Raw genomic sequence first — 16,731 nt, 5'->3', positions numbered from 1 at the left:
GTATCAGACCTTTCAGCGGCGCGCCACCCTCGATTGCGGAGGGAACGGTTGCCGGGCGGAGGGGTTCAAGCCGCTCCATCCACGGAAGGAGAGCTGTCTTGAAAGTCAGCGAAGTCATGACCGCCCAGGTGGTCACCGCCAAGCCGACCACGTCCATCAAGGAGGTGGCTCGTACGATGTCCGAGATCGACAGCGGGGTCATTCCGATCGCCGAGAACGGCAAGGTGCTCGGCCTGGTCACCGACCGCGACATCGTGGTGCGCGTGGTCGCCGAGGGCGGCTCGCTCGACAGCCCGGTGTCCGAGATCATGAGCGACGACGTGCAGTCCTGCGGGGCCGAGGACAACCTGGCCGACGCCACGGCCAAGATGGGCAACCACCAGGTCCGCCGTCTGGTCGTCTACAACGACGCCGGCCGCCTGGCGGGCATCCTGTCACTGGGCGACGTCGCCCTCGACTACGGCGCCAAGGCCGTCGGCAAGACACTCGAAGAGATATCCGCCGAGCCGGCGACAGCCCAGTAGGCGGCTTGCCAGCCCAAAGTGTCATCCCGGTTTGCTGGGCAAACCGGGATGCTGCGCGCTTTCTAGGATGCCATTTGAGTTCTGGGAGTCACTCCGGCCGGCGGCCGATGTCCAGGAAGTCGCGGCCGCTGAAGTCCTCGGGCGCGGCAACCTCGACGACCGGGTCGTCCCGGTCGTCCCACTCGGTGCGCAGGGCCCGGCTCATCACCGCATGCATGTCGTACAGGCAGGTGATGTAGGTCAGCTCGAGGATTTCGTAGTCGCTGAGGAACGCCTTCAGCGCCTGGAACACCGGCTCGGGCGTGCGGCCGCTCTGCAAAGACAGGCAATCGGCATAGGCGAGAACCGCCCGCTCCTGCGTGCTGTAGCAATCGGCCACTTGCCAGTGCGGGACCGCGGCAATCCGCTCCTCCGACACGTTCAGGCCGCGCAATGACTTGCAGTGTTGTGAGAAGACGAACTGGCTGCCCTTGGTGAACCCCACCCGGGTCTGGGCCAATTCGCGCAGCACCGGGTCGAGCTTGCGCTCCGGGCTGCGATAGAGCGCGAAGCCGCGATTGCAGTGCTCCAGCACGTCAGGGACGTTGGCGAACACGGTCCACCAGTCCCCCGAGGTGCCGGTCGAGGTACCCGGCTCGGCGACCGGGTCACGGTCGCCGAACAACAGCTCATAGGTCCGCTGGACGGTCTTGGAGTCGGCTTCGGCGCGGGGAACCTGGCGCAGGCGCGGCACGCCTCTACGCCTCCACGCGAGCGGCGCTGGCGGGCTCGTGCCTGATGTCATCGGGCCCGAAGGTTTTCGTCGTCGCGGCGAACTCCAGCATGATGCCGTTGGGATCGGTGAAATAGACAGAGCGGACGAAGACGCCGGGATGCATGTCGGCGCTGACCCCCATCGGGCTGTCATCGTGATTGACCACCATGTTCGGCAGCACGTTCACACCGGCGTCGACCAGGCGCTGGCGATACTCGTCCAGCTTCTCCTCGGGGACATTGAAGGCCACGTGGTTCATCGAGCCGATGGCCGACTTCGGTTCGTGCGGGAACGACTTCACCGAGGCGATGCCCGGCGCGGCCGGCGGCGCGTCAGGCCACCAGAAGAAGGCGACGGCGTCCCCGCCCCCGCAATCGAAGAAGAAGTGCTGGCCGCCGTCCGGCAGTTGCACAGTCTTGAAGAGCGGCATGCCGAGGATCTCGGTGTAGAACTTCACCGTCTCCTGCATATCGCGACACACCAGAGCCAGATGGTTGATACCGGTCGTATGCATCGCCCGCTCCTCGTGGGTTAGAACTGAAGTACGATCTTTCCGAAATGCTCGCCGCCCTGCATGGCTGCAAACGCCGCGGCCGCGTCGGTCCACGGATAGACCTTGTCGACTACCGGCTCGATGCGGTGCTGTTCCATGGCCCGACACATGGCCTCGAAGGTTTCGCGCGACCCTACGCTGAGCCCCTGCAGCTTGGCGCTGTTGCCGACCAGGACAGCGGGGTTCACCCCCTCGCCCGCCCCGGCCACCACGCCGATGACCGCGATATGCCCGCCGATGCGAACGGCGCGCAGGCTCTGCTGGATGGTGCCGGCGCCGCCGACCTCCATGATGAAGTCCGCCCCGAGCCCACCCGTGAACTTGCGGACCTCGGCGGCCCAGTCGGGCGTGGTCTTGTAGTTGACCAGATGGTCGGCCCCGAGCGCCTTGGCGCGGGCCAGCTTTTCGTCCGAGGACGAGGTGATGATCGTGCGGTAGCCGGCCGCCTTGGCGAACTGCAGGCCGAAGATCGAAACCCCGCCGGTGCCCTGCAGCACCACGCTGGAGCCGGGCTCCAGCCGTGCATCCTCGAAGAGGCCGCGCCATGCGGTGAGCGCCGCGCAAGGCAGGGTCGCCACCTGCTGGTCGGTCAGGAAGTCGGGGACCTTGGAAACACCTTGCTGGCTGAACACCGCCAGTTCGCGTCCTGCGCCAGGGATCGGGAAGCCCAGGGCTGAGGTCAGCTTCTCAAGATTGGGCGGACCACCGACCCAGTTCTGGAAGAACAGGGTGGAGACCCGGTCGCCCACGGACACACGGGTCACGCCCGGCCCTACGGCCTCGACGACGCCGCAACCGTCGGAGAAGGGCGTGATGGCGCCGCCGGCATTGGCCGAACCGCGGCTGTACATCCCGCCCACCATCAGCATGTCGCGATAGTTCAGCGAGACCGCGCGCATGCGCACCAGCACCTCGCCATGTCCCGGCGTCGGGTCCGGCGTCTCGATAACCTTCAGTGCGTCCAGGCCCCACGGCGCTGAAACTTCCAAGGCCCGCATGCGTCTCTCCCCACGTCTTTCGTTGCGGGAATAGTCGCCCCTTCGCGCCGGGCTGCAAGACTGTCGTGGCGGAAGGGGGTGCTAGGCGTCCAGGCGCTTGACCCCGTAGAGCCGCAGTGCGCCGACCAGGCCCATCGCCGACATCGCCGCCATGGCCAGGTAGCCCTTGGCGCCGACCACGTCGTAGAGCCAGCCTGAACCGATGGTCGCTGCACCCATCAGCAGCCCGCCGGACAGGGCCGAATTGATGGTCTGCGCGGCCGAGGCGTTGGACGGGGTCGACAGCTTCTCGACCAGTTGCAGCGAGGCCAGGAAGGTCGCCGAGAAGGTGAAGGTGTGCAGCACCTGCACGGGCAGCACGACCCAGAGCGGCGGGCCAAAGGCCAGCACGCTCCAGCGGATCAGGGCCGCCAGCCCGCCGAGCAGCAGCAGGTTGCGCGGGCCGATCCGCCGCCGCCACGGCTCCATGAACCACATGAACAGCACCTCGACCCCGACGCCGAGCCCCCAGAGCAGACCCGTTAGACTCTCGGGCAGTCCCTGTTGCTTCCAGCTGAGCGCCGAGAAGGAGTAATAGAAGGCGTGGGCCGACTGGATCAGGCCGACCGACACCACCGCGAGCATGAAGTGCTTGTCGCGCAGCAGGTCGCCGAGCCCGGCCAACCGATCGGCGAGCTTGCTGGCCACCCCGCCCTCGCGGACCGGATCGGCTGGCAGCAGGCCGCGCGCGCTGATCGCGGCGACCATCGCAGCGGCGGTGATCCAGACCAGCACCAGCTCGGGCGAATGCCTCACCAGCAGGGCGCCCACTGTGATGTTGGCGACGATGTAGGCGACCGAGCCGATGCCGCGGGGCCAGCCGAAGTTGAAGCCGTCCCGCCCGGCCCGGCGGAACACGATCACATCGGTCAGCGGGACCATGGTCGAGAGGATGGTGTTGGCCAGGAACCAGATCCCGAACCACCAGGCGAAGCCGAACGGCGCGGCCAGCAATCCATAGGCCAGGGCCGTCGCCAGGCCCATCAGGATCAGCGGCGTGCGGCGCAGCTTGAAGCTGTCGGCCCACATGGCGATGCCGGGGGCGGTGACAGCTCGGGCCAGCATCGGGGCGGACAGGATCAGGCCGATCTCGGCGCCCGAGAGCCCGCGCGAGGCGAACCAGACCGGAATGTACGGTGAGCTGGCGCCCGTGCCGATGAACAGGGCCGCATAGAACAGACCAAGGCGCACGGGCTGGGACATGACGAACCCTGCCTAGTGCGAGTCGTCGGCAACATTCCCGTGACATGCCGCCCCCGCGCGCGGCTTTGTCCTTCCGCTGCGGCGCCGGGCCGTGTTAGCGCCAAGCTTGAAATGTCCGAGCACCAGAAAGCCGCCAGCGTCACCGAGCTTCTCGACCAGATCGCGGAGCGTCCGGGGCGCAAGGTCTCGGTCGGCGACCTGCTCGACACCTTCGGCGACCGCGCCTTCGGGGCGCTGATGTTCGTCTTCGCGGCGCCGCTGGTGCTGCCGATGCCGCCCGGGGTTTCGGCCCTGCTCGGCGCGCCGCTGATCTTCATTACGGCGCAGTGGACCATGGGCCGCAAGACCCTGTGGCTGCCCAAGGCGCTGCTGTCACGCACAATGAGCATGGCCGATTTCCGCTCGCTGGCGGCCAAGCTGAAGCCGCATCTCGAGCGGTTGGAACGGCGCCTGCGCCCGCGCCTGACCTTCATGTACAACCCCCTCGGCGACCGGCTGGTCGGGGCGCTGTGCTTCGTGCTGTCGCTGATCGTGTTCCTGCCGATCCCGTTCGGAAACATGCTGCCCTCGTTCGCCATCGCCGCCTTCGCCATCGGCGGGGCCGAGCGCGACGGGGTGGCGGCGCTGATCGGCTGGGTCGCGGCGGTGCTCTCGATCCTGCTGCTGGCAGTGCTGTCCAAGGCGATCCTGGCGGCGATCCTCGCCTTCTTCGCCACCCTGTTTGGGATGTTCTGAACGCCGTTGCCGACGCGCTGAGGCAGGATAAGGTCTAGCCGCGAGCTTCTGCGGCGGAGAGACCTGCCATGACGCGTCCGAACAGCCTCGACAAAGCCCTGCGCGAACGGGCCGCGGCGGTGATCCCCGGCGGGATGTACGGCCACCAGGCCACCGGACTGTTGCCCGACGACTACCCGCAGTTCTTCGCCAAAGCCGAGGGCGCGTACATCTGGGACGCGGACGGCAATCGCTATCTCGACCTGATGTGCGCATATGGGCCGAACCTGTTCGGCTATGCACATCCTGAGATCGACGCAGCCTATGTGCGCCAGCTCGGGATCGGCGACACCCTGACCGGGCCGACCGAGCTGATGGTGCGGCTGGCGGAGGAAATGACCGCCATGGTCGGCCACGCGGCCTGGGCGATGTTCTGTAAGAACGGCACCGACGCCACCACCATGGCCCTGGTCACCGCCCGCGCCCACACCCGGCGCAAGACCATCGTTCGGGCGAAGGGCGCCTATCACGGGGCCGCACCCTGGTGCACGCCCCGCCCAGCCGGCACCACCGACACCGACCGCGCTCACCAGCTGTTCTGCGACTACAATGACGTCGCCAGCCTGGAGGCGGCCGTAGCGCAGGCCGGCGACGACCTGGCCGCGATCTTCGCAGCTCCGTTCAAGCACGACGCCTTCATCGACCAGGCGCCGCCAAGCCTCGAATATGCCCGCCGCGCCCGGGAGCTGGCCGACCAGACCGGCGCGCTGCTGATCGTCGACGACGTGCGGGCCGGGCTGCGCGTGGCGCGAGACTGCTCATGGTCGGTCCTGGGCGTGGAGCCGGACCTCTCCACCTGGGGCAAGTGCATCGCCAACGGCCATCCGATCTCGGCGCTGCTGGGCTCGGAGAAGGCGCGCAAGGCGGCGGCCTCGATCTACGTGACCGGCTCGTTCTGGTTCCAGGCCGCGCCGATGGCCGCGGCGCTCGAGACCCTGCGCCTGGCGCGCACCACCGACTACCTGGAGCGGATCACGGCGATGGGCGAGCGGCTGGCGGCCGGGCTGACCGAGCGGGCGACGGCCGCCGGCTTTGGCCTACGCAGCAGCGGGCCGGGGCAGATGCCGCTCTATCTGTTCGATGACGACCCGGACCTGCGCAAAGGCTTCTGCTTCGCCTCCGAGATGCTGGAGCGCGGCGTCTACCTGCATCCCTGGCACAACATGTTCCTCTGCGCGGCGATGACCGACGCTGACATCGACGGCGTGCTGAACGCCGCCGAGGGCGCCTTCGCCGCGTTGAAGCGCCAGGCGCCCGGCCTGGCCCCCGTCGAAAAGCTGGCCTTCCTCTCAAGCAGTCAAAGGTAGGACGATGGACGACTATTCCGACTATGACGGCGTGGGGCTGGCGGGGCTGGTCGCCAAGGGCGAGGTGACGCCGCTGGAGCTGGTCGACGCCGCCATCGCGCGCACCGAGCGGCACAACGCGACCCTGAACGCGGTGGTCTACAAGGCGTTCGACGAGGCGCGCGCGGTCGCCAAGGGCGCCCTGCCCGAGGGCCCGTTCCGCGGCGTGCCGTTCCTGATCAAGGATCTGGGCGTGCCGGTGGCCGGCTGGCCGCGTAGCCAAGGCTCGCGCTTCGTGGCTGGAACGGTCGACGCGGAGGACTGCACGCTCACGCAGCGCTATCGCGAAGCCGGCGTCGTCCTGCTGGGGAAGACGAACACGCCCGAGTACGGCATCACCGGCACCACCGAGGGCGCCTATCTCGGCCCCTGCCGCAATCCCTGGAACCCGGCCCACATCTCCGGCGGCTCGTCCGGCGGCGCCGCCTCGGCCGTGGCGGCGGGGATCGTGCCGATGGCCCACGCCAGCGACGGGTTGGGCTCGATACGCATTCCGGCGGCCTGCTGCGGGCTGGTCGGCATGAAGGTCACCCGTGACCGCAACCCCAACGCCTCGGAAGACCCGCACTACGCCATGGGCTTCTCGGTCGACCACGTCGTCACGCGCACGGTCCGCGACAGCGCCGCGATGCTGGACGCCACCGGCGGCGCTCGCAGCGATGCGCCGTTCGAGGCGCCGCACAAGGAACGCCCTTATCTGGAGGAGATCGAGCAGAGCCCCGGCAAGCTGAGGATCGCCTGGTCGTCGGAGACGCCGTCAGGGCGGCCGATCGACCCGGAGATCCAGGCGGCGCTGGAAGCGACGGCGCAACTGCTGGAGCGCCTTGGCCACGAGGTGGTCGAGAAGGGGCTGGGGATCGACTACCGCGCGCTCTACGCCGCCCGCGCCCCGGTCTCGGGCGCCAACTTCGCGGCCGAGATGGGCCGGCTGATCGAGAAGCTGGGCCGCGAACCGGCGGAGCATGAGCTCGAGCCGCTGACCTGGGCCTCGCTGAAGGGCGGCCGCAAGGTGACCGGCGAGCAGGCGTTCCGCGGCTGGCAGGACCTGCGGGTGCTGAACCGCAAGACCCTGGCCTTCTTCGAGGACTGGGACGTCTATCTCTGCCCGGTGCTGGGCACGCCGGTGCCAGAGGTCGGCCACATGGACCCGGTGACTTTGGAGCCGCGGGAGATGAACCGCCGCCAGAGCGAGGCCTTCCCGTTCACGCCGCCGTTCAACTTCTCGGGCCAGCCGTCGCTATCGCTGCCGCTGGCGATGTCCAACAGCGGATTGCCGATCGGCATGATGTTCACGGCCCGGTTCGCCGACGAGGCGACCCTGTTCCGCCTTGCGGCGCAGTTGGAGAAAGAAGCGCCGTGGAAGGACCGCCGTCCGGCGCTGTGGGGGTAGCAAGCGCCTGCCCACCCGCGTTAGCTTGCGGCACAGGATTCTAGGAGTTTTTCATGAGCGACCGGATCGAACGCCCCTGGGCCCTTATGCGCCACCACGCGGGCTGGGCCGACGTCTTCCATATCGAGAGCGAGACGGCGGACTCGATCACCGGCTTCTATCCGGACCGCGAGACCGTGGGCCCGCCCGTCAACTACAGCGTCCGCGCGGTGCTGGCGCGCTTCCCGACCATGGAAGCGGCTCGTGCGGCCCGTGAGGGCGCGGTGCTGGAATGGCGCAAGCATGACGCCGGCGTCCGCGAAGCCGAGGACAAGCTGCGCCAGGCCGAAAAGGCTCGCGAAGACGCCTGGCTGACCTGCCTGCGCGGCGCCGCCAACGGCGGGTAGAGAAACGAGTTGCTCCCCTCTGGGGGAGCTGACAGCCAAATGGCTGGCTGAGGGGGACTTTGACTCAGCTTGAGAGCAGTCCCCCTCCGTCTCGGCGCTGCGCGCCTATCCGCCTCCCCCAGAAGGGGAGGATCTACTAAGTCAGAACCTCAATCCCTTCGCGATCGCCCAGGCGACGCCGATGGCGAGCACCGCCCCCGCCAGCAGGCTCCAGAGCTTGCCCGGGCGCAGAGCCTCGCCGATGAAGGCGCGTTTGCCGGTGATCATCGCGCCGACCAGGTTCTGGCGCTTCCACAACCAGTAGAAGCCGATGGCCAGGATGTGCAGGACGATCAGCGCCTGCAGCACACGGAAGCTGGTCTCATGCAGCTCGGCGGCGACACGACTGCCGTCGAAGTCGACCAGATGCGACAGTGGTCCGGACTCCAGGCCGTCGATGTCGCTGGCGAACAGGCCGAGCCCGACCTGGACCAGCATGACCAGGATCATCGCCAACACGCTCCAGGCCCCCAGCGGATTGTGGCCGCCGGCGTCGCTTGGCGCGCGCCGCCCCAGCGTGCGCATGTAGGTGAGCGTCGCCTTCGGACCTGCCAGGAAGTGGCCGAAACGGGCGGTCGAGCCGCCAGCCACGCCCCACCAAAGCCGGAAGACCAGCAGACCGAGCACGCCATAGCCCGACCAGCGGTGCAACTGCATGTTTTCGCCGCCGCTAAGCCAGGAGACCAGCAGCAGGACCACCAGCGACCAATGAACGAGGCGCGTCGGTAGATCCCAGAGCGGCCGTGGGGGACCGGCCCCTCCGTCGAACGGCACGTCTAGTCCTCGGCGCGGAAGGGTTCGTGGCAGCTCTTGCAGGCGGCGCCGACAGCGCGAACCTGGCCCTTGATGGCGGCGAGGTCGCCGCCCGCCGAGATCGACTGCAGCTTGGCGGCTTCGGCCTTCAGGTTGGAGCCCGCCGTCGCGAATTTGGCGGGATCGGCCCAGATGTCGGCCTTGGCCTTGGTCTTGAAACCGGCCTCCGGGCCTGAGCCCTTCGGGAACCAGCCCGGGACCTGGGCGGCCTGGGCGTTCACGACCTTGGCGTTCGCGGCGATCAGCTTTGCGTCAGGGGCGTCCTTCTTGAGCTCCTCGTTGATGGCCTTGAAGGCGGCGCCCATCTTTTTGTAGCCGGCCTGGCGGGTGGCGATCGCCGTCTCGGCCGCGGAGGCGGCGATGGCCCCGGTCGCGGTCAGGGCCAGAACCATAGCGATCGATGCGGTCTTGGCAGTGATGCTGGGCATCAGCCCCTCCCCTTTTGACGAACTACTTTGGAGTGTGGGCGCCGCTTGGATGCGCGTCAATCGGCCGGACGCGCGGACTTGGGGATCGGCGCCCCCTGCTTGCCGGCCTGGGCGATCAGCGCGCCGCAGGCGGCGTCTTTCGCCAGGCCCAGATCGACAAACGGCAGGATGGCCGCCAGCGGACTAACCAGCGTGGCCAGCGCCGCGGCGATCCCGCCCTGCGCGATGGCGCGGCCCGGCTCGACACCCAGCGTCGGCTTCGACATCGGCCCACGGATGGTGACGGGAGCCATCAGCCGGATCAGTCGGGCTTCCTTCGGGTGGCCGGAGATCCGGAAGTCCATCTGCTCGGAGCGCAGGTCGATGCGGCCTGTCCCGGTCCCGAGCACAGGCTCGGTGTCGAAGACGATGCGGTCGGCGGTCAGCACCCCGTCGCGAGCCTGGAAGTGGGCGACAGCGCAGCGCAGGTCGGTCTTGGACTGGTCCTTCGACAGCAGCAGGCCCAGGCCCTTGGTGACATTGATGCCCATCAGCTCAGCGAACGCGGAGCGAATCTCGCCGCCCGGCACCACCACCAGCGCTTCGCCGTCGGCGTTGCCGGCGGCCTCGCGCACCGAGGCCCCGGACCCGGTCAGCTTGATGCGTCCGACCAACCCGCCAGTGAGCGGCATTCCGCCGCCGGCTCGGATCGGCACGATCTGTTCCAGCCGGGCGCGGGAGATGCGCACGTCAATGCTGCTGACCGGCACGGACTTGCGCGCGTCGAGCCGAGCTAGGCCGGCGATGGAGCCCTGCGGCAGGTCGAAGCGAAGCGGATCGGCCACCAGCAGGCCGTTGTTCAGCTTGATGTGGACGGAAGCCGCGCGCACGGGCAGGCGTCGGGCCCGCACGCTGGCGGCGCTGTACTTCACGTCGGCGTCCATGGCCCGGATGCGATCGACCTTCAGGGTGGCGTCGGGCAGCAGGCGGCGCTGGGCGGCCATCTGACGTCCGACGGCCTGCTGTTCGGCAGAGGCGGTCTCGCCCGGCGCAGCCGAAGGCGCGCCGCCGAACACCGCGGCCAAGTCATCGAAGTCCAGCAGCTTGGAACGCAGCTCGCCGCGCAGGAACGGACGCGCGCCTGAGGTGTCGACCGAGAGGGCGCCGGCCATGTCGCTGTCGCCGACCCGCCCGCCCAGTCCCTGCACCTTCCAAAGCCGCGTCTCGCGCGACAGGCGGCCTGAGAGCCGATAGGGGGGCGTATTGGGCAGCGGCACGCCGATCAGCTCGTAGAGGTCGGCCAGATCGGGTCCTCGCGCGGTGAAGTTAGCCTGGAAACGGCCGAGGTCGAAGGGCTTGGGGATCGCGCCCTTGGCGGTGATGCGAGTGGCCCCGGCGCGGACGTCCGCGTCGAACGGATAGGCCTTGTCGGGGTCGATGTTGAGCAGCGGACCGCCAGTGACCTCAAGCACAAAGGGCTCGCGGTTGATGGAACCCCGGCCGGCCAGGACGAACCCGCGATTGGCCGCGCCGACCCCCTCGGTGGCGTTGATCGTCGCGTCGAGGGTGAGCTTGCGCTTGGCGTCGGAGAACTTCAGCCGGCCATCGTCGACCTCAAAGCGCCGCACCGGCGGGAGCTTGAACGGCTTGTCCTTCTTGCGATCGTCCTTGGAGAAGTTCCAGTTGTTCCGCCCCTGGCCGTCGCGCACGAGCGAGACCTCAGGCCGCGTCATTTCCAGGCGCACGATGTCGACCTTGCCCACGAGCAGCGGCAGCGCCTTGATCTGCACATGGACGCGCGCGATCTGCGCCATGCGGTCCTTGCCCGCCCAGGCCGGATTACCGATCCGCAGCTGGTTGATGGTGGCGCTGGGCTGCAGGCTGAGCGGCTTGACGTCCAGATCGCCGAGGATGGCGATCTCGCGACCGGTGCGGGCCGAAGCGTAGCGGGAAATCGGTCCGCGCAGCTGGTTCCAGTCGAGCACCGCCAGCAGCACGAAGATGCCGCCGACCAGCGCGACCAGCGAGCCGCTGGTCCAGAGGATCGCTTTGCGATGATTGCGCACCCAGTCGCCGAAGCGGCCGGTGCCGATGCTGAGGCTGGTGCTTGCCAAACTTGCGCTCCGGACACTCCAGAACGCGCGACGGGCGGGTCGGTTGGCTTGCGGGGCCGGCTAGTGCCGCACGCCGCGGCCGTTGAAGGCCATCGCCAAGGTCAGGGCGATGATCTTCAGGTCCAGGATGAGCCGCTGGCGGACCAGGTAGTCGGCGTCCAACTGCGCCTTCTCGGGGACAGGGAGGTCGTCGCGGCCGTTGATTTGGGCCCAGCCGGTCACTCCCGGGCGCAGGGCGTCGACGCCGGCCGCCGTGCGCAACGCCACCAGGTCGTCCTGGTTGAACAGCGCCGGTCGGGGACCGACCAGGCTCATGTCGCCGATCAGCACGCTCCAGAGCTGGGGCAATTCGTCGAGGCTGGTGCGGCGCAGAAAGCGGCCTAGCGGGGTGATCCAGGCATCCGGGTCATTCAGCAGATGGGTGGCGACGTTCGGCGCGCCCGGCCGCATGGTGCGGAACTTGGGCATCCTAAAGATCACATTGTAGCGCCCGACCCGGCTGGACCAGTGCACAGCGGGACCGGGACTATCCAGGCGCACAGCCAGCGCGACTACCGCCAGCACGGGCGAGAGCGCGATCAGTCCGACGAACGCCGCCAGCATGTCGAAGGCCCGTTTGGCCACCCGCAGTCCCCTCGCCGTCCGCAATCGGCAAGGCATACCGCGGGCGCGGGCGCCGCGCCAAGCTTAGAGGCCGGGTGGCGGCTCCTCAGGCGGCTTGGCCTTGGGTTTCGGCTTGGTGGCGGGCTCGGCCAGCGGTTCGAGCAGGGTCTCCGTCGCCTGTTCCACCGCCTCGATGGCGGCGGCGGTCACCCCTTCAAGGATCTCGGCTGCCTCGGAGAGAATCTCGGAGACGGCCGGCGGGATCGGCTGGGGCGCGGGGTCAGGTTCGATTTCGGGTTCGATCTCGGGCGTCAACGCCACGGTCGTGGGGGCTAAGAAGGCCATCGGCGCCGGCGCGGGCGCGCCGAACATGGCTTCCAGATGGCTCCTGTCGGTCCAGCGGGTCATCCACCAGTAGGCCAGGCCCGCCGAGGCGGCGCCTCCGAACAGAAACCAGAGCGGCGAGGCCGCGCCTAGCGGCGCATAGAGCGCCTTGCGCATGTCGAGGGACGAAGGCCCCTCGTCAAAGATGCTGAGAGCCATGAGACGCCTCCAAACTGCTGAGGTTTGTGCGATGCAGCAAACCGTACCCCAGCTTTTCGCAGGCGCAAAATGACGGTTTCAGTCGGGCGCAGCATCCGCTCTAGTCGGCGGTCCAGACCTGGGCCTTGCCGCCCTGTCCCAGCCGCTCCACGGTCCAGGCGCAGATCTCCTCGAGCGACGCCTGGAAATCGGCCGGCGCGTTGGCCAGCACTAGGGCGCAACCGTTCATCTTCATCGGGTCGGTCAGCGGCCGCATCCGCGCTTCGGCCACCAGGAGCGGGCCCTCATAGGAATCCTCGGCTTCGCGCAGGAAGCCGTCGAAGGTCTCCAGGTCCTTGACCGGCAGCCAGATCATCACCACCGCCCGCGGGTTCTTGCGGGTGATGGCGCGCAGGGCTCCGACGCAGCGCTCGTAGTCGTCGCTTTTTTCGAACGGCGGGTCGATCAGCACCAGCGCCTGGCCGTCGGTCGGCAGGCGGGCTGGGACCTCCACATAGCCGTCGGCGCAGGCGGTGCGCGCGGCCGGCCAGGCGCGCAGGGCGTCCGAGAGCGCCGAATGCTCCTGGGGCCGCAGTTCGCAGCCAAGATAGCTGTCGCCCTTGCGCAACGCCCCGGCCACCAGCAGGGGCGACCCCGGATAGAGCCTGGTCTCGCCGCCGCCGTTCAACCTGGAGACCGCTTCGCGGAGTGGATTAAGCGCCGACGGCAAGTCGCTGGCCTGCATCAGTTGGACGATCCCGGCCTGCGCCTCGCCTGAACGCTGGGATTCCTCGCCCGACAGGTCATAGAGGCCACGGCCGGCGTGCGTATCGAACACCGCCAGCGCCCCGTCCTGCATCCAGGCCAACAACTGCAGCAGCGCCGCGTGCTTGACCAGGTCGGCGAAGTTTCCCGCGTGGAAGGCGTGGCGGTAGTTCAAAGGCTTGTCCTTGCAGGAACCGAGGCGTGGCGGCCCCGTTCGAGGCACGGCGCTTCCTGCCATGTCCCCCAAGGGCGGTCCATGCCCCGCGATCTAGAGCCGACACCCCGCGGCCTTTCTTATGTCGATGATCGCGAGCCGGGCATTCGCCGGGTGGCCAGCGCGACGGGGTTTGGCTATCGCGACGCCGACGGCCATGTGGTCCGTGATGCGGCCACCCTGGAACGGATCGCCGGGCTCGTCCTGCCGCCCGCCTGGACCGATGTCTGGATCTGCCCCTCGGCGCGCGGCCACATCCAGGCCACCGGCCGGGACGCCCGCGGGCGAAAGCAGTACCGCTATCACGATGGCTGGCGGGCGGCCCGCGACGAGGTCAAGTTCGACCGACTGATCGCTTTCGGCCGCGCCCTGCCCAAGCTGCGCTCCAAGGTCGACAGCGACCTCGCGCTGCGCGAACTGCCGCGCGACAAGGTGCTGGCGGCGGTGGTGCGGCTGATGGAGTTGACCCTGATCCGGGTCGGCAACAGCGAGTACGCCAAGACCAACAAGAGCTTCGGCCTGACCACCCTGCGCGACCGGCACGCGGAAATCACCACCGGCGGCGCAGTGTTCGAGTTCCGCGGCAAGAGCGGCAAGGTGCACCGGACCGGCGTACGAGACCGGCGCCTGGCCCGGATCGTCAAGGCCTGCCAAGACCTGCCCGGCCAGAGGTTGTTCCAATATCTCGACGACGACGGCGAACGGCGCGCGGTGGAGTCCGCCGACGTCAACGCCTACATCCGCGCCGCGATCGGCGAGGACTTCTCGGCCAAGGACATCCGCACCTGGGCTGGCACGCTCTGCGCGGCCCGCGGACTGGTCGAGCAGCCGCCGGCCAAGGACGCGGCGGAGGCCCATCGGCGCGTGGTGCTGACCGTGAAGGCGGCCGCAGCCCTGCTCGGCAACACCGCTGCGGTGTGCCGCGGCTCCTACATCCATCCGCTGGTGCTGGAGGCCTATGAACGCGGGACCCTGCCCCTGAAGGCCAGCAGCTCTGCGCGCGCCTTTGAGTTGTCGGTACTGCGGTTCCTCGAAGCTGCGCAGGAGGCCTCGCGCTGACGGTACGTCAGTCTGGCATTGCCCTGCGGTTGGGAGGTAGCCTCCCGGGAAATCGCCCAGGGAGGCTCATATGCTCGGGAAGAAGCTGCGTTTCGGGGCGTTCATCGCGCCGTTCCATCCGCTCGACGAGAACCCGACCCTGGCCATCCAGCGCGACCTGGAACTGGTGCAGCACCTCGATCACCTTGGCTATGAAGAGGCCTGGATCGGCGAGCACCATTCGGCCGCCTACGAGCTGATCGCTTCCCCTGAGGTGTTCATCGCCGCCGCCGGCGAGCGCACCAAGCATATCCGCCTCGGAACCGGCGTCTCGTCCCTGCCCTACCACCACCCGATGATGCTGGCCGACCGCATCAACCAGCTGGACCACATGACCCGCGGACGGGTGATGTTCGGAGTCGGGCCAGGAGCGCTCTCCTCCGACGCCTTCATGATGGGCATTCCCGTCGCCAAGCAGCGCGACCGCATGGACGAGGCGCTGGACGTGCTGGTCCGGCTGATGCGCGGGGAAGAGGTCACTCACGAGAGCGACTGGTTCAGTCTGGTCAACGCACGCCTGCAGATGTCGCCCTATTCCCGGCCCTCGGTGGAGATGGCCGTGGCCAGCCAGGTCTCGCCCACCGGTGCGCGCGCTGCAGGCAAGCATGGCCTGGGCTTGCTGTCGCTGGGCGCCACCACCAGCGCCGGCTTCAACTCGCTGGCCGCCAACTGGGGCATCGCCGAGGACATCGCCCAGCAGAACAGCCAGACCATGGACCGCAGCGCCTGGCGGCTGGTCGGTCAGATGCACATCGCCGAGACCAAGGACAAGGCGATCGAGCAGGTGCGCTTCGGGCTGGAGAAGTGGATCTACTACTTCAAGGAAATCGCCAATCTGCCGATGGTGCCTGACGATTTCAAAGGCGACCCGGTGGAAGCCTACCTGGCGCTGGGCCAGGCGGTGGTGGGCACGCCCGACGAGGCGATCGAGCGCATCCAGCAACTGGTCGAGGAAAGCGGCGGCTTCGGCTGCTTCCTGCTGATGGCGCACAACTGGGCGCGCTGGGAGGACACCAAGCGCTCCTACGAGATGATCGCCCGATACGTGGTCCCGCACTTCCAGCAGCTGAACGTCAACCGCGAAGCCTCGATGAACTGGGTGCGGGCCAACAAGACCGAATTCACCGCCCAGACGCGGGCGGCGGTCGGCGCGCGCATCGTCTCGCATATGATGGAGAAAGGAGCCGAGAACATCCGGCCCGAGATCGTCGCCATGATCCAGGGCGCGGCCCAGCCGCCGAAGGAGTAGCCGAGCGTGGACGTGCAGGCCTATCTCGACCGCATCGGTTACGCGGGGATCCCGCGCGTGGACCTAGCGACGTTGCGGGACCTGCATCGCCGGCACCTGCAAGCGATCCCCTACGAGAATTTCGACGTTCAGTTGCGCCGGCCAGGATCCCTCGACCCGCAGCGCGCCTACGACAAGATCGTCGGCGGCGGCCGGGGCGGCTGGTGCTACGAAATGAACGGCCTGCTGGCGGCCATGCTGCGCGAGATCGGCTTCACCGTCACAGAAATGGCCGGCGCCGTTCTGCGGTCAGAGCGAGGCGAAAGCTCTCATGGCAACCATCTGGTTTTACGCGTGGATCTCGATCAGCCCTACATCGCCGATGTCGGATTCGGCGACGGCACGTTGGAACCTGTGCCGCTGAGCGCGGGGAACTACCATTGCGCCGGGTTCGACTTCCGCATCGAGCAGCTAGAAGACGGCTGGCTGCGCTTCCACAACCACCCCCAGGGCGGGGCAGCCTATTTCGACTTCCAGGACGCGCCGGCGCAACGGGCCCAGCTCGAAGCGACGTCGCACTGGCTGCGCACCTCGCCGGAGTCGATCTTCACCCAGACTGCGCTGGCCTTCCGCCACCATCCGGGCGGCGTGCGTGTGCTGCTGGGGCGCACTCTGAATCAGGTGACTCCAGATCACAAAACGTCGAAAATTATTGAAACAGCTGATGAATTGGTTGCCATCCTGCGAGAAGAATTCAGCCTCGACCTCCCCGAGGCCGCCAGCTTGTGGCCGGCTATCTGCGCCAAGCACGAAGAGCTGTTCGCGACTGACGCACCCGCCTGAGCGAGCGCTCCGCCAGCCTGAGCCTCTCGCCCTCGTCCTCACGGACACGTGATCCGAACCAATATGAGACCGCCTCGGTACTGGCCTTCGGAGGGAATTGTCCCCGAACGTTCAGAGA

Annotated in this window: 18 protein-coding genes; 8 read left to right on the top strand and 10 right to left on the bottom strand. The window is 68.1% G+C overall.

Annotation, left to right across the window (positions count from 1 at the left end):
- The first annotated feature begins 98 nt into the window (after positions 1–98).
- Positions 99–524 carry a CBS domain-containing protein gene (locus AC1DQJ_RS19960; RefSeq protein ID WP_477606558.1) on the top strand — a complete coding sequence of 142 codons (426 nt, stop codon included), beginning with the start codon at positions 99–101 and terminating at the stop codon, positions 522–524.
- An 88-nt stretch (positions 525–612) separates the two neighbouring features.
- Here AC1DQJ_RS19960 and AC1DQJ_RS19955 read toward each other — a convergent pair whose 3' ends face one another.
- The 4 genes from AC1DQJ_RS19955 to AC1DQJ_RS19940 all read right to left on the bottom strand — a co-directional run bounded on the left by AC1DQJ_RS19955 (position 613) and on the right by AC1DQJ_RS19940 (position 4,071).
- Positions 613–1,257 carry a carboxymuconolactone decarboxylase family protein gene (locus AC1DQJ_RS19955; protein ID WP_477606556.1) on the bottom strand — a complete coding sequence of 215 codons (645 nt, stop codon included), beginning with the start codon at positions 1,255–1,257 and terminating at the stop codon, positions 613–615.
- Positions 1,258–1,261: 4 nt separating this feature from the next.
- Complete coding sequence (locus AC1DQJ_RS19950; protein WP_477606554.1) at positions 1,262–1,792, bottom strand: VOC family protein; 531 nt, start codon at positions 1,790–1,792, stop codon at positions 1,262–1,264.
- A gap of 17 nt (positions 1,793–1,809) precedes the next feature.
- Positions 1,810–2,829, bottom strand: a complete 1,020-nt coding sequence (locus AC1DQJ_RS19945) for a zinc-dependent alcohol dehydrogenase family protein (RefSeq protein ID WP_477606552.1) — start codon at positions 2,827–2,829, stop codon at positions 1,810–1,812.
- Positions 2,830–2,910: 81 nt separating this feature from the next.
- On the bottom strand, positions 2,911–4,071 hold the full coding sequence (locus AC1DQJ_RS19940) for an MFS transporter (RefSeq protein ID WP_477606550.1): 1,161 nt from the start codon (positions 4,069–4,071) through the stop codon (positions 2,911–2,913).
- Between the two features lie 111 nt (positions 4,072–4,182).
- Here AC1DQJ_RS19940 and AC1DQJ_RS19935 point away from each other — a divergent pair, with 111 nt between their 5' ends.
- The 4 genes from AC1DQJ_RS19935 to AC1DQJ_RS19920 all read left to right on the top strand — a co-directional run bounded on the left by AC1DQJ_RS19935 (position 4,183) and on the right by AC1DQJ_RS19920 (position 7,967).
- Entirely contained in the window at positions 4,183–4,806 is a 624-nt protein-coding gene (locus AC1DQJ_RS19935) for an exopolysaccharide biosynthesis protein (RefSeq protein WP_477606548.1), read from the top strand.
- A 68-nt stretch (positions 4,807–4,874) separates the two neighbouring features.
- A complete protein-coding gene (locus tag AC1DQJ_RS19930; RefSeq protein WP_477606546.1) occupies positions 4,875–6,152 on the top strand; it encodes an aminotransferase class III-fold pyridoxal phosphate-dependent enzyme in 1,278 nt (425 codons plus the stop codon).
- 4 nt (positions 6,153–6,156) lie between these two features.
- A complete protein-coding gene (locus AC1DQJ_RS19925) occupies positions 6,157–7,581 on the top strand; it encodes an amidase (protein ID WP_477606544.1) in 1,425 nt (474 codons plus the stop codon).
- Positions 7,582–7,634: 53 nt separating this feature from the next.
- Positions 7,635–7,967: a hypothetical protein gene (locus AC1DQJ_RS19920; RefSeq protein WP_477606543.1), complete on the top strand. Its 333-nt coding sequence runs from the start codon at positions 7,635–7,637 to the stop codon at positions 7,965–7,967.
- 141 nt (positions 7,968–8,108) lie between these two features.
- Here AC1DQJ_RS19920 and AC1DQJ_RS19915 read toward each other — a convergent pair whose 3' ends face one another.
- The 6 genes from AC1DQJ_RS19915 to rlmJ form a co-directional block, all read right to left on the bottom strand.
- Positions 8,109–8,780, bottom strand: coding sequence for a cytochrome b/b6 domain-containing protein (locus AC1DQJ_RS19915; RefSeq protein WP_477606541.1), 672 nt, complete (start codon positions 8,778–8,780; stop codon positions 8,109–8,111).
- Between the two features lie 2 nt (positions 8,781–8,782).
- The gene (locus tag AC1DQJ_RS19910; protein ID WP_477606539.1) at positions 8,783–9,247 is read right to left on the bottom strand and encodes a c-type cytochrome; all 465 of its coding nucleotides are present in this window, start codon (positions 9,245–9,247) and stop codon (positions 8,783–8,785) included.
- A gap of 56 nt (positions 9,248–9,303) precedes the next feature.
- Complete coding sequence (locus AC1DQJ_RS19905) at positions 9,304–11,340, bottom strand: AsmA family protein (protein ID WP_477606537.1); 2,037 nt, start codon at positions 11,338–11,340, stop codon at positions 9,304–9,306.
- A gap of 60 nt (positions 11,341–11,400) precedes the next feature.
- Positions 11,401–11,964 (bottom strand): sugar transferase, encoded by a 564-nt coding sequence (locus AC1DQJ_RS19900; protein WP_477606535.1) that lies wholly within the window; start codon positions 11,962–11,964, stop codon positions 11,401–11,403.
- 63 nt (positions 11,965–12,027) lie between these two features.
- Positions 12,028–12,486, bottom strand: coding sequence for a hypothetical protein (locus AC1DQJ_RS19895; RefSeq protein ID WP_477606533.1), 459 nt, complete (start codon positions 12,484–12,486; stop codon positions 12,028–12,030).
- Between the two features lie 100 nt (positions 12,487–12,586).
- Positions 12,587–13,405, bottom strand: coding sequence for a 23S rRNA (adenine(2030)-N(6))-methyltransferase RlmJ (gene rlmJ, locus AC1DQJ_RS19890; RefSeq protein ID WP_477606531.1), 819 nt, complete (start codon positions 13,403–13,405; stop codon positions 12,587–12,589).
- A gap of 81 nt (positions 13,406–13,486) precedes the next feature.
- On the opposite strand from rlmJ, the gene AC1DQJ_RS19885 reads away from it, so the two are divergent.
- From AC1DQJ_RS19885 to AC1DQJ_RS19875, 3 genes are all read left to right on the top strand, one after another.
- A complete protein-coding gene (locus AC1DQJ_RS19885; protein WP_477606529.1) occupies positions 13,487–14,503 on the top strand; it encodes a DNA topoisomerase IB in 1,017 nt (338 codons plus the stop codon).
- Positions 14,504–14,573: 70 nt separating this feature from the next.
- Complete coding sequence (locus tag AC1DQJ_RS19880) at positions 14,574–15,791, top strand: LLM class flavin-dependent oxidoreductase (protein WP_477606528.1); 1,218 nt, start codon at positions 14,574–14,576, stop codon at positions 15,789–15,791.
- Positions 15,792–15,797: 6 nt separating this feature from the next.
- Positions 15,798–16,613 carry an arylamine N-acetyltransferase family protein gene (locus tag AC1DQJ_RS19875; protein WP_477606526.1) on the top strand — a complete coding sequence of 272 codons (816 nt, stop codon included), beginning with the start codon at positions 15,798–15,800 and terminating at the stop codon, positions 16,611–16,613.
- Positions 16,614–16,731 lie beyond the last annotated feature (118 nt).

It is taken from the genome of Phenylobacterium sp. P4_E10, assembly GCF_056401675.1.
The sequence above is the reverse complement of the archived record's forward strand: the minus strand, read 5'-3'. Positions and strand labels throughout refer to the sequence as shown.